Annotated in this window: 11 protein-coding genes; 5 read left to right on the top strand and 6 right to left on the bottom strand. The window is 65.7% G+C overall.

Annotated elements, in window-relative coordinates; translation table 11 throughout:
- The first annotated feature begins 71 nt into the window (after positions 1–71).
- Together WEB52_04550 and WEB52_04545 are read left to right on the top strand one after the other, a co-directional pair.
- Positions 72–341 (top strand): hypothetical protein, encoded by a 270-nt coding sequence (locus tag WEB52_04550; GenBank protein ID MEX2225704.1) that lies wholly within the window; start codon positions 72–74, stop codon positions 339–341.
- A 96-nt stretch (positions 342–437) separates the two neighbouring features.
- The gene (locus WEB52_04545) at positions 438–809 is read left to right on the top strand and encodes a retropepsin-like aspartic protease (GenBank protein ID MEX2225703.1); all 372 of its coding nucleotides are present in this window, start codon (positions 438–440) and stop codon (positions 807–809) included.
- A 145-nt stretch (positions 810–954) separates the two neighbouring features.
- Here WEB52_04545 and gcvPB read toward each other — a convergent pair whose 3' ends face one another.
- The 4 genes from gcvPB to gcvT all read right to left on the bottom strand — a co-directional run bounded on the left by gcvPB (position 955) and on the right by gcvT (position 5,987).
- Positions 955–2,460: an aminomethyl-transferring glycine dehydrogenase subunit GcvPB gene (gcvPB, locus tag WEB52_04540; GenBank protein ID MEX2225702.1), complete on the bottom strand. Its 1,506-nt coding sequence runs from the start codon at positions 2,458–2,460 to the stop codon at positions 955–957.
- Positions 2,453–3,760: an aminomethyl-transferring glycine dehydrogenase subunit GcvPA gene (gene gcvPA, locus WEB52_04535; protein ID MEX2225701.1), complete on the bottom strand. Its 1,308-nt coding sequence runs from the start codon at positions 3,758–3,760 to the stop codon at positions 2,453–2,455. Before gcvPA ends, gcvPB begins: the two co-directional genes overlap by 8 nt.
- Before the next feature lie 455 nt (positions 3,761–4,215).
- Complete coding sequence (gene gcvH / locus WEB52_04530) at positions 4,216–4,623, bottom strand: glycine cleavage system protein GcvH (protein MEX2225700.1); 408 nt, start codon at positions 4,621–4,623, stop codon at positions 4,216–4,218.
- Between the two features lie 230 nt (positions 4,624–4,853).
- Positions 4,854–5,987 carry a glycine cleavage system aminomethyltransferase GcvT gene (gcvT, locus tag WEB52_04525; protein MEX2225699.1) on the bottom strand — a complete coding sequence of 378 codons (1,134 nt, stop codon included), beginning with the start codon at positions 5,985–5,987 and terminating at the stop codon, positions 4,854–4,856.
- Positions 5,988–6,288: 301 nt separating this feature from the next.
- Here gcvT and WEB52_04520 point away from each other — a divergent pair, with 301 nt between their 5' ends.
- The 3 genes from WEB52_04520 (at position 6,289) to pheT (ending at position 10,546) form a co-directional block, all read left to right on the top strand.
- Positions 6,289–6,810: a hypothetical protein gene (locus WEB52_04520; protein ID MEX2225698.1), complete on the top strand. Its 522-nt coding sequence runs from the start codon at positions 6,289–6,291 to the stop codon at positions 6,808–6,810.
- A gap of 238 nt (positions 6,811–7,048) precedes the next feature.
- Positions 7,049–8,092, top strand: coding sequence for a phenylalanine--tRNA ligase subunit alpha (gene pheS, locus WEB52_04515; protein MEX2225697.1), 1,044 nt, complete (start codon positions 7,049–7,051; stop codon positions 8,090–8,092).
- Between the two features lie 9 nt (positions 8,093–8,101).
- Complete coding sequence (gene pheT / locus WEB52_04510) at positions 8,102–10,546, top strand: phenylalanine--tRNA ligase subunit beta (protein ID MEX2225696.1); 2,445 nt, start codon at positions 8,102–8,104, stop codon at positions 10,544–10,546.
- Here pheT and WEB52_04505 read toward each other — a convergent pair.
- Both WEB52_04505 and WEB52_04500 read right to left on the bottom strand, forming a co-directional pair.
- Complete coding sequence (locus tag WEB52_04505) at positions 10,543–12,381, bottom strand: prolyl oligopeptidase family serine peptidase (GenBank protein ID MEX2225695.1); 1,839 nt, start codon at positions 12,379–12,381, stop codon at positions 10,543–10,545. The genes pheT and WEB52_04505 overlap by 4 nt on opposite strands.
- Before the next feature lie 86 nt (positions 12,382–12,467).
- Positions 12,468–12,755: a glutaredoxin family protein gene (locus WEB52_04500; GenBank protein ID MEX2225694.1), complete on the bottom strand. Its 288-nt coding sequence runs from the start codon at positions 12,753–12,755 to the stop codon at positions 12,468–12,470.
- Between the last annotated feature and the right edge of the window lie 9 nt (positions 12,756–12,764).

The following is a 12,764-nucleotide window of genomic DNA, read 5'->3' as shown; positions in this document are numbered from 1 at the left end:
CGGCAGTGAAGCGTCTCTAGCCTTATAATTGAGTAATCCCGGGATGAGTAGAAGCCGGGTGGGAGGCGCTTATGAAGGACGAGAAGCTCCCGGAAGGCATAAGTCCGGAGCGCGTGGCGGAGATGATCCAGCAGACGCACTCGAACTATCACAGGATCGAAGAGTCCTGGGAACAACTTGTCGAGTCTCATGAAGGCGACTGGGTAGCCTCATACGAGGGCGAGCTCGTCCTAGGAGCGACGATCGAGGAGGTGCTCGCGGAAGCGACGAAGCGAGCGTGGCCACTCGGAGTGATCGCGATCGATCAAATCCGCCGCGAGCGTGCGAACGTCCTGTTCTGAGTGATCAGAGGCTACTTCGCCCTTACCCATCCCGGCGTCTCACGCCCCTACACCCCTAACCACCCGCCTGTGCCCTTACTCGACGTAGTGATCTGGGTGCCCGATCTGCCTGGGTCGTCGCCGATTGTCGTTTCGTTCCTCGTCGATACGGGCGCCGACATGACAGTGCTGCATCCCCAGGACAGCGAGCGCCTCATCACGACCGCGGACCAATGGCAGTGGATCCGAGGGCGTCCGACGCTGAGCGTGGGCGGCGCCGGGCACGGGATGCCGCATTACTCCGTGGATGCATCGATCTTCCTGATGCACGTCGATAAGAGCGTCAGCTATCACGACTTCAAGCTGTACATCGCGGAACCGCATGCCGGTAATCAGATCAACGAGTCCTTGCTTGGTCGAGACGTCCTGAGGCACTACGTAACATCATTCGATGGAGTCGAAGGTCTTACGCTGACGGGGCCGTCGTGACGCGCCGATACACGCGGCACAGGCATTCTTGAGCCGCGCGGGCACGGAGCATCGGCCGGTCGCGGATGCGCCGGCGTACGCGCTGATCATCGAGCGGGCGGAGACGCGGCAGTAGCGAAGCGCGACTACGTCGTTCGCAGCGCCCTCACCACCGCAGCACCGGTTTGCGGGCGGCGGTCGCCTCATCAAGCCGGCGGAGCGGGGCGTGGTGGGGGGCTTCGTGCAGGAGTTCGGGCTGGGTGGCGGCTTCTTCGGCGATCTTGAGCATGGCATCGCAGAAGGCGTCCAGCGTCTCTTTCGACTCGCTCTCGGTCGGCTCGACCATCATCGCTTCGTCGACGACGAGCGGGAAGTAGATCGTCGGCGGATGGTAGCCGTAGTCGATCATCCGCTTGGCGATATCGAGCGTCTTCGCACCCTGCGACTTCTGCTTGCGGCCGGAGAACACCACTTCGTGCATGCAGCGGCGGTCGTGCGCCAGGTCGTACGCGTCGCGCAGGCGTGACTGCACGTAGTTCGCGTTGAGCACCGCGGCCTCGCTGATCGTGCGCAGGCCGTCGGCGCCGAGGCTGCGGATGTAGGCGTAGGCGCGCACGAGCACACCGAAGTTGCCGTGGAACGCGCCCAGCCGGCCGATGCTCTGCTCCGGCTCGGCGAGCACGTAGCGTTCCGCTTCCCCCTCTCCACTCGATGGAGAGGGGGGCAGGGGGTGAGGCGCTAGACGTACGTGCGGCGTTGGCAGGAACGGCAGCAGGTGCTCCTTTACGGCGATCGGCCCCGCGCCCGGGCCGCCGCCGCCGTGCGGCGTGCTGAAGGTCTTGTGCAGGTTGATGTGCATCACGTCGAAGCCGAGGTCGCCGGGCTTCACCTGTCCGAGCATCGCGTTGAGGTTCGCCCCGTCGCCGTACATGAGGCCGCCGTGCGCATGCACCATTTCCGCGATCTGGACGATGTTGCGGTCGAACAGGCCGAGCGTGCTTGGCAGCGTGATCATCAGCGCGCCGACGGCGTGGCCATGCTCTTCGAGTGCGCGGCGCAGGTCGTCGAGGTCCATGTCGCCGTCGTCGCGTGACTTCACCGCGACGACCTCGAAGCCGGCCATCGATGCGGTCGCCGGGTTGGTGCCGTGCGCGGAGTCCGGCACGAGGATGCGCGGGCGATGGTTGCCGAGCGAATCCAGGTACGCCTTGATGACGAGGATGCCCGCCAGTTCGCCCTGCGCGCCAGCCATCGGCGCCAGCGAGGTGCCGGCCATCCCGGTGATCTCGGCGAGTTGATCTTGCAGCCCGTGCATGACGGCGAGCGCGCCCTGCGCGTCTTCGTCGGGCTGCATGGGATGCGATTGCGCGAACCCGGACATCGATGCGACGGCGTCGTTGACCTTGGGGTTGAGCTTCATCGTGCACGAGCCGAGCGGGTACATATGCGTATCGATCGACCAGTTGAGCTGCGACAGGCGCGTAAAGTGGCGCACGACGTCGAGCTGCGACAGTTCGGGCAGGCGTAACTCGTCGCGCAGCAGTTCGCGCGGCGGCGCATCGGGCGACGCGGGTACGTCGGATGCGGGCAGCGCTACGCCAATGCGCCCCGGCCTCGAGAGCGCGATCGCCAGCGGTTCGTTTTCGGGTTGCGTCTTGTGCGTCTCAGGCATCGGCCAACGCCTCCACCATGGCGTCGATCTCGGCGCGACTGTTCATCTCGGTCACGCAGATCAGCATGCGGTTGAGCATGGGATCGCGCAGGTCGAGTCCGCCGATAATGCCGCGACCGAGCAGCGCGCGGCTGATTTCGGCGACGGGCTTCGTCGCGCGGACGACGAACTCGTGGAAGAACGGCTCGTCGCGTTCGACGGTGTAGCCTTCGAGGTGCGCGATGCGGCCGGCGGCGTAGTGCGCCTTCTCGTAGCAGAGCTCAGCGACGCGACGGAGGCCGCGCGGCCCGAGCGTCTGCGCGTACACGGTCGTCGCCAGCGCGACGAGCTGCGTGCTCGTGCAGATGTTGCTCGTGGCGCGCTCGCGGCGGATGTGCTGCTCGCGCGTCTGCAGCGTCAGCACGTAGCCGGTGCGGCCATCGAGGTCCTTCGTCTGGCCGGCGATACGGCCAGGCATCTGGCGCACGAACTTCTCGCGGCAGGCGAACAAGCCGACGTACGGACCACCGTATGACAACGGCACGCCCAGCGATTGGCCCTCGGCGACGACGATGTCTGCGCCGTAGTCCGAGGGCGGACGGAACATCGCCAGGCTGATCGGATCGGCGGCGACGACGTACAGCGCGCCCGCGGCGTGCGCTGCTTCGCCCCACGCCGCGGCATCGGGCGACATGCGGCCGTAGAAGTCCGGCTGCGCGACGGCGAGGCACGCATGCTCTTCGTTCACAGCGAAGGCGCCGTGAGGCTGCACATCGACTTCGATGCCGCGCCCGTGGGCGTAGCCCTGCACGACGGCGAGCCAGTTCGGGTGAACGCGCTCTGATATCGCTACGCGACGGCGGCCCGTGACGGCGCACGCCATCAGGCAGGCCTCCGCGAGCGCCGATGCGCCGTCGTACATGCCGGCGTTCGCGACGTCCATGCCGGTCAGCTCACAAACCACCGACTGGAACTCGAAGATGGTCTGCAGCGTGCCCTGGCTGACCTCCGGCTGGTACGGCGTATAGCTCGTCAGGAATTCGCCGCGCATGACCAGTTCATCGACGAGCGACGGCCGGAAGTGGCGGTAGGCGCCCGCGCCCAGGAAGCACGCGTACTCGCCCGCCGAGCGGTTCTGCGACGCAAGCGCCTGCATTTCGTCGATCAGTTCCAGCTCGGAGAGCGGGTCGGGAAGGTCGAGCGCCGGCTTGCGGTACGCCGCAGGGATGTCTTCGAACAGCTCATCGGTCGACGCCGCGCCGATCTTCGCGAGCATCTCGTTGCGGTCGTCGTCGGTAAGCGGGATGTAAGGGTGTTGCACTTCTGGCGGTATGACCTCTGTCGTTGTTCGAGAGCGCCCCGCCCTCGCATCGTCTGGTCTTGGTCTAACGTCCAGTGTCACGATATCGCGCCCTCCCTGCCCGTCGATGCGCTCCTTCGCTGTGGTGGTGGTTGGTTCCTGCTGCGCTGCCTCTTCCGGACGCAGCTAAAGCTACGTCCCCACGATCGCGATATGACGTGTGTTCTGTAGTTCGGTGCTCCTTCTGTTATGCCCGCGCGCCGGACGCAGCTAAAGCTACGTCCCTACGGTCGCGTTATCACGTGTGTGCTGGAATTCGGTGCTCCTTCTGTTATGCCGCGCGCGCCGGACGCAGCTAAAGCTACGTCTCTACGATCGCGATATTACCTGCGTGCTGTAATTCGGCGCTCCTCCTGTTATGCCGCGCGGGCTGAAAGCCCGCGCTCGAATGATGGTGAACGCTCGGGCTCGCGTCGTTACGGGCCGATCGATTCGTCGCGCTGTTCTGCTTCGATGAAGGCATCGTACTCTTCGGCGCTCATGAGTTTGTCCGGCTCCGACGCATCAGCCATGCGCACTTCGATCAGCCAGCCTTCGCCGTGCGGGTCGCTGTTCACCGTCTCCGGTTTCTCGACGACGCCCTGGTTGACACTGATTACTTCGCCCGAGATCGGCGAGTACAAATCCGAGACGGCTTTCACCGACTCGATCTCCCCCATTTTCTCGAATTGGGCAATGTTCGCACCCGCCTCGGGCAGATCCACGTACACGATGTCGCCGAGTTGATTCTGGGCGTAGTCCGTGATGCCGACGCGCGCCGAATCGCCGTCGAGCCTCACCCACTCATGTTCCTTCGAGTACCGCCGGTCCGCTGGACTCGCCATGCTCACTCCGACCAGGTTCTTGCGAACGAATAAATATCGAGATCGCGTGATTCTCGGTGGTCCGCGCGGGCTGAAAGCCCGCGCTCGAACATCTCCGGACTCGTCATGCTCGCTCCACTTTGGCGGGCTGAAAGCCCGCGCTCGAATATCTCCGGACTCGTCATGCTTGCTCCACTTTGGCGGGCTGAAAGCCCGCCCTACGGTGTTTGTGAAGGTTGCCACCTTAGGTGTTATGCGGCGCCCTTCGTCTTCCTGGCCTTCGCCGAACCGCCGATGAACGGCCGCGGCACGACTTCGACCGGCACCATGCGACCGCGCACGTCGATGTCGAGCGTGGTGCCTTCGGGAGTCAGGTCGAGCGGGAGGTACGCCATCGCGATGCTCACGCCCAGCGTCGGCGAAAAGCCGCCGCTCGCGACGATCGCCACTTGCTTGCGGTCCTTCATCACCGGATACGTGTCCCGGATCACGCCGCGGCCGTTCGCGCGGAGGTGCGATAGCCTCTGCGTGACGCCATCCCGCTTGATCTGTTCGAGCGCGCCCCGCCCGATGAAGTCCGCGCCGTCACGCAGGCTCACGAGCCATCCGAGTCCCGCCTCGTAGGGATTCGTCGTCGTGTCGATGTCGTTGCCCCAGAGCGGCAGCGCGGCTTCGAGCCGCAGCGTGTCACGCGCGCCGAGCCCGCATGGCTCCACGCCCTCCGCGAGCAGTTGTCGCCAGAGTGCCCGCCCCGCTTCGGGAGACGTGACCAGTTCGAAACCGTCTTCACCCGTGTAGCCGGTGCGCGACACGAAGAGCTTGTACTGCATGAACGGCAGCTCCGTACACGCGCGCTTCTCCATCGCCGCCACTTCCGGTCCGATGACCCGCGAGAGATAACCGCTCGCCGCTGGCCCCTGCACCGCCAGCATCACCGTCTGCTCCTGCCGGTCGAGCAATTCGACATCCATGCCGTTCGCGACGAGCGAGGCGACGTGCGTCGCGTCGTGCTCAGCGTTGGCGGCGTTGCCGACGACGAGGAACCGCTGCGCATCGAGGCGATAGACGTAGGGATCGTCGATGATGCCGCCTTCGGGCGTGCAGAGAAGCGTGTAATGGCCGCGCCCCTCCGGCAGCTTCGTCACGTCGTACGTCACGGCGCGCCGAAGCAGCCGCGCCGCGTCCGAGCCGACGGCGAAGAGCCGGCCCATGTGCGACACGTCGAATACGCCCGCGCGCCGTCGCACTGCGTGATGCTCCTCGACGATGCCCCTGTACTGGACAGGCATCGCCCAGCCGGAAAACGGGACGATGCGCGCTCCCTGCCGCTCGTGCAGGTCGAAGAGGGCAGTTTTTCGAAGAGCGGAGGTCTGGGATTCGGACATGTCGCGGAGTCATTGTATCGAGACGCGTCCGTACGTCGGAGGATTCTTATGATCTGAGGCTGCCGGTCGTTCGCCGATCGGTCGCGGAGGACCGTTTCGCGCGCAGCAGGAGCAGGCCCGCAGGGTTTCGGGCAGGTCGCCGCCGGGCCGCCGGTGAGCCTTCATGCCACCTCGTTACTTGACGCGCCCGCGTCAAGCAGCCGGCAACGGGCGCGGCGATCCCTCCGTTGGCTTCTGTATGAGCCGTATACGACGTGGTCTCCGCCTCCTCAAAAGCCAGTCTGGTGTCTCGGCGCTCGAGATGATCCTCATCACGTCGGGATTTCTGGTCGTCGGGTCGGCCTTCGGCGGTGTGGTCCTGACGACGGGCCTCACCAGCAGCGGGCAGGTCGAGCGGACGCTCAACGATGCGCTCTCGCGCTCCGTAAACGGCCTGGAGATCCGCGGCCCTGTGGTCGCCATCACCGACGGGCAGGAAGCGAACGCCATCTCGATCGACGTCGCGCTCGCGATCGGCGGCGATGACGGGGTGAATCTCGATCCCCTGGCGCCGCTGGACCGCACGGTAGTCAGCTTTATCGACGAGGCGAACGCGATACGCGAGTTGCCGTACACCGTCACCTGGACCGTCGGGGACGGCGACCATCTGCTCGAGACGGGCGAGCTGGCGGCGGTCCTGATCGACGTTTCTTCGATTTACCCGCCGCTGGCCAGCGGGCGCAAGTTCCTGATCGAAGTGCGGCCTCCCAGTGGTGCATACCTGACGATCAAGCGCACGATGCCGGGCGGCGCGCACCTCGACACGATCGTCAACCTGCAATAACTCTGCGGCCGTGACTTTTGGGGAGAGCGTTAAGGCCGGTTGGGCGCTCCTCCTCCGTCGTACGCGTGCGCCAGTTGGTCTCAAGGTTGCAGCGTTGGCCGTCTGCCCGCGCTCCAAGGCATCTCGGACATGCGCCCGCAGGCCGCCAGGCTCCCCTCCGCGCACCCACGGGCCCGCTTCGCGCTTTCAACGGACGGCGCCTATAATGCCGCGCATCACCAACCTGCAGGGGAGGCCCATGCCGGCCGAGACCGTCCAGCAGCTCCGCGACGATGCGCTTTCGTCGCTCGCCATCGCTTTTGATCTCGCCGCGCTCGACGCGTGGCGGATCGAGTACCTCGGGCGGAAGGGGCGGCTCACCGGCGTGCTGCGTAGACTCGCGGAACTTTCGATCGACGAGCGAAAGCAGATCGGCGCCGCCGCCAATGCGCTCAAGGACGAACTGGAAGGGCGCTTCGCGGCGCGGTCCGAGGAGATTCGGACTGTGCAGCTCGCCGCATCGCTCGAAACCGGCACGATCGACGTGACGTTGCCGGCGCGGCCGCGCCCGAAGGGCGGCCTGCATCCGGTCACGCAGCTCGTGCGGCGCATCAGCGATGCCTTCCGCTCGATGGGCTTCTCGATCGTCGAAGGGCCTGAGGTTGAGCTCGAGTTCTACAATTTCGACGCGCTGCGCATCCCGGCAGATCATCCGGCGCGCGATATGTGGGACACCATGTGGGTAGACGAGCAGGTCAACGGCCACCGGCCGATGCTGCTCCGCACGCATACGTCGCCGGCGCAAATCCGCTTCATGGAGCAGTACAAGCCGCCGATCCGCATCGCGGTCCCGGGCCGCGCGTATCGCTACGAGCAGACGGACACGACGCATGAGTGGCAGATGACGCAGGTCGAGGTCCTCGCCGTCGACGAAGGGCTTTCGATGACGCATCTGAAGGGGACGCTGCTCGAGCTGTTTCGCCGCTTGTTCGGGGGCGAACGCCGGATCCGGCTGGTCGCGACGTACTTCCCGTTCGTCGAACCCGGCGCGCAGGTGCTGATGGACTGCTTCGCGTGCGCGGGCGCCGGTTGCCAGACCTGCCACCAGACCGGCTGGATCGAGATGCTCGGCGCGGGCATGGTGCATCCGGAGATCCTGGAGAATATGGGCATCGACTCGCAGAAGTACACGGGCTTTGCGGCCGGGATGGGCGTTGAGCGCCTGGCGATGCAACTCTACGGGGTCGATGACATCCGCTACTGGTACCAGAACGACCTGCGCTTGCTGCGTCAGCTCGCCTAGAAGAGTTCGATGCGTCTTTCTCTCAACTGGCTCGCCGAGTACGTCGACCTGCGGTTGTCGCCGGGGGAACTGGCCGAACGCCTGACCATCGGCGGCATCGAGGTCGACCGTATCGAGCGCAGCGGCGGCGACTGGGGCGACGAGATCCGCGTTGGCAGCGTGCTCGCGGTGGACCCGCACCCGAACGCCGACCGCCTGCGTCTCGCGACGGTCACGCTCGGAGCCGAAGAGACGCATCGCGTGGTGTGCGGCGCGCCGAATCTCGCCGTCGGCCAGAAAATCGCGTTTGGCGTGGTTGGCGCGAAGGTGCGCGACGGGCACAGCGGAAAAACCGGCGTGCTCAAACCCGCGAAGATCCGCGGCGTCGAGTCCGCAGGCATGGTGCTCAGCGAATACGAGCTGAACATCTCCGACGCGCACGAGGGCATCCTGGAATTGCCGCCGGATACGCCGCTCGGCAAGCGACTCGCCGACGTGATCGGCGACACGATATTCGAGCTGTCGTTGACCTCGAACCGCCCCGACTGGCTTTCCGTCGTCGGCATCGCGCGAGAAGTCGCCGCGCTCACCGGCGAGAGCGTGCGCGAGCCTTCGCTCGAGTACGAAGCCGAGGGCGGTGCGATCAAGGGATCTGCCGCCGTCGACATCGCGGACGCGGATCTGTGCCGTCGCTACATCGCCACGGTCGTCGAGGGTGTGAAGATCGGCCCGTCGCCCGCCTGGCTGCAGGAGCGACTGATAGCGGTGGGCCAACGGCCGATCAACAGCGTTGTCGATGTTACCAACTACGTGATGCTGGAGCTGGGGCAGCCGATGCACGCGTTCGACTACGACCGCGTCGCCAATCACCACATCATCGTCCGGCGCGCAGATGCCGGCGAGCGATTCACGACGCTCGACGGCGAAACTCGCACGCTGACGGCGGACATGCTGGTGATTGCCGACGAGCGCGGCCCCGTGGCGCTTGCCGGCGTCATCGGCGGTATCGACAGCGAAGTCACCGAGGGCACTACCAACATCTTGCTGGAAGTCGCAAACTTCGCCGGTCCGAACATACGACGCACCAGCGCCGCCTTGAAGGTGCGCACGGAAGCGTCGGCGCGGTTCGAGAAGGGCCTCGCGCCTGAACTGGCGCTCGTCGCAGCCAAGCGAGCGACGAAGCTGCTCGTCGAGGTTTGCGGCGGGCGCGCCCGCGTCGGGAATATCGATGCCTATCCCGGCAAGACGCGGGAGATCCGCGTCGAACTGACGCGCGCGCGGCTGGCGACCGTGCTTGGCATCGACCCGCCGACGTCGAAAGTGCGCAGCGTCCTGACATCGCTCGGGTTTTCCGCGCGCTGGGTGCCGCCCGACCGATACGTGGTGCGCGTGCCGTACTGGCGCTCAGACGTGCACATCGCTGACGATGTCGTCGAGGAAGTGGCACGGATCATCGGCTATGACGAGATCCCCGCCGAGCCGCTGGCTGGCAGCTTGCCGGCGCCGATTGAAACGCCGCTTCGCGACCTACGCGAACGCGCGCGGGACGTGCTCGCCGCGGCCGGGATGCAGGAAGTCATCACGTATGCGCTCACGACGCTCGGTGCCATCGCGAAACTGACACCGAAGGAAGACCTCGCGATCCACCCGCCGTACCGAATGGTGAACCCGATCAGCGCTGAACACGAATACCTGCGTCCGACGCTTCGGCCGTCACTGTTGCAGACGCTCGCAGCCAACCTGCGGTTCGACAAGGGCGAGATCGCGATCTTCGAGGCGGCGCGTACCTATCAGCGCCCAGAATCACGTGCCGAGCAGGTAGACGCATACCCGGGCGCCGACGCGTTACCCGACGAGCGCGAGCACATCACGGGCGTGGTCAGCGGCCGGCGCCCCGACCGTTGGGGCCGCCCGTCCGACCATAGCGTCGACTTCTTCGACGCGAAGGCGTACGTCGAAGCGTTGTTCGATGGCGTAAACGTGGATGCGGAGTACGTCCCCGTGACGGAGTACGCGATGGCGCCCGGTCGCAGTGCCGAGGTGCGCGTCGGCGGTCACCGCGTCGGCGTGCTGGCGCAGGTGCACCCGGATGTCGCTGCGGGGTTTGACATTCAGCAGGATGTCTACCTGTTCGACATCGTCCTCGACGACGTGCTGCCGTTCGCGGGACGTCGAAAACGCATGCAGCGGATCTCTCGATTCCCGGCGGTGGAGCAGGATATCGCGCTGATCGTCGATGAAGACGTGCCGGCGGGCGCGATGCAGCGCGTGATGGAGAGCGCGCAACTCGTGCGCTCGGCGCGCATCTTCGACGTGTATCGCGGGGATCAGGTGCCGGCCGGAAAAAAGTCAGTGGCGTTCGACCTCGTGTACCAGTCGGAGGATCACACGCTGACAGACGACGAAGTTGCGAAGGCCCAGCGCAAACTGCTTGAGCGGCTCAAACGAGAATTCGGCGCGGAACTGCGCGGCTAGACAGAAACGGCCTCGGACTGAGACTGCAACACCCGGTATGCGAACTGGAGCATGAGTTCCTGATGCTCGATGTTCTGCTCCGTTGCGTAGGACCCGTGCCCCGCCTCGAACCAGCGCAGCTGCACGTCCTTACCCAATTCGAGGAGCTTCTCTTCATACACCTTCATCTGCCGCGGCGGGCATCGCGTGTCGTTCGCTCCCTGGATCACGAGCAGCGGAGCGCTGATGTTCGACGCGTAGGTGATCGGCGAACTTGCCGCATGCTGCTCCGGCAACTCATCGGGCGTGCCACCGAACAGCGCGGCCTGGTAGCGGCGCAGCGTCTCCGCCTGATCCTCGAACATCAGCGTCCAGTCGGCGATCGCGACGATGGCCATGCCGCCGGCAAACAGTCCGGGCAGCTTGCCGAGACCCATCAGCGTCAGATAGCCGCCGTACGAGCCGCCATTCAGGAAGATCTGCCCTTCCTTCGCGATGCCGCTCGCGATGAGCGACGCGTGCGCCGCGGCAATATCATCGACCTCCCAGTGGCCGAGATCACCGCGGATGCATTGCTGGAACTCGCGCCCGAACGTCACCGAGCCGCGATAGTTGATATCGAGGATCGCGAAGCCATGGTCGAGCCACGCCTGTACCGACGGCACGAAGAGGTTCGTTTGCACCGCGTCGGGGCCGCCGTGCATGTGGAGGATCGTCGGAAAGGGACCGGGGCCATCGGGCGTCGCGAGCCATGCCTGGATCTGCGCGCCTGCGGTCGAGGAGTATGTGATCGATCGCCACGGCGTGCCCGGCGGTGCGTCTTCGCCCGTCAGCACGACGCGGTTCTGTGTTCCGGTGCCTGCGTCCAGCGCGACGAGCCTGCCGGGCGTGGTCGAATCCTGGATGTGCGCGAAGATCTCGTCATGCTCAGCGAAGTGGGCGCTGGCGATCGTGCCCGGCGGGTGATCGAGCATGATGAGCGCGCCCGCACCCAGGTCGTACACAGCCAGATGCTGTACCGCTTGATCGATCTGCATCAGTAAGACGCGTTCGGCATCGCCGGACCAGTCGGCGGGTGATACGGCGCCACTCAGTTCTGGGAACTCATAGTCGATGCGCTCGCCGGGCCGCGGGTTCCAGATCAACGGCCTGATGTTGTTGCTGCGCGTCGTCGAGCAGAGCAGCCGCTCGTCACCAGGGACGCGCGAAAAGCGCACCGCGGCGAGCGTCGCGCCCTCGTCGTACAACTCGCCGATGCGCTCTCCGGTCGCCGTGTCGATAGCAACGAGGTCCGTGTCCGTGCTGCCGCTGCGCTCGGTGAGCCCCAGCACGGCGACCGCCCCGTCGTTCGACAGGTTCAGTCCCCGCATGAGTCGTCGCGTGTGGAACAACGGTCGGCGCTCGCCGACGTCACAGTCGGCCGAGAGCGGGCAGACGTACGTATGAAAGCCGTCTCGCGTCGCGGTCGTAAAGGCGAGCGTGCGCGCATCGCGGCTGATGGCCGTTGCGGATAGTGCGTACTGCGGCAGGTCTGGCGTCAAGTCGATGGGCTCCCCGCCCTCGAACGGCGCGCGCACGAGATGGCCAAGTTCGTTGCCCTGTTCATCGTCCAGGTAGTAGACGAAGCGGCCATCGGGGCTCAGCGATGCGGTCGGTTTCCCCGAAGGCTTGAACGTGAGCTGGCGGAGATCACCCGTACGCACGTCCCACGCGTACACCTGGTAGACGCCGGTCTTGTTGGTGATCGCAATGCCACGCGTCGGTTCTCGCGAGGCGACGGCGGCACCCGCCACCGTCCAGGCGCGGAACCGGCGCTTCCACGGTGCATCGTGTGACAGGTCGGGCGTTGGCAGCATGGGCGTCCTCCGCAAAGCTCAGGGGCGCAATTGTCGCGCCGCTTGGCGGTGTGTGCAACGCCCCGTCGGTGGTGGCGCGACGCTGGCTATCGATCTTCGAGCGTCGGCCCGTCCAGGTGCTCCGGAGGGTTGTAGGGCGTGAAGCCGAGCAGCTGGTCGATCACGGCGTCGTCGAAGCCGATGACGGCCTCGTCGTCGATCACGGTGACCGGCGTACCGGTAGCGCCGAGCTTCATCATGTCCTCGCGGGCGGACGGATCGATGTCGACGTCGCGCTCGGTGTACTTCTGGCCGCGCGACTCGAGGTGCAGGCGCACCATCTCCGAAAACTCGCAGAAGCCCTGTGAGTACAGCACGATCGTGTGTTCTTGCATGATCCAGGC

This window comes from Dehalococcoidia bacterium (genome assembly GCA_040902535.1).
In the GTDB taxonomy this organism is placed as follows: Bacteria; Chloroflexota; Dehalococcoidia; order DSTF01; family JACRBR01; genus JBBDXD01.
The sequence above is the reverse complement of the archived record's forward strand: the minus strand, read 5'-3'. Positions and strand labels throughout refer to the sequence as shown.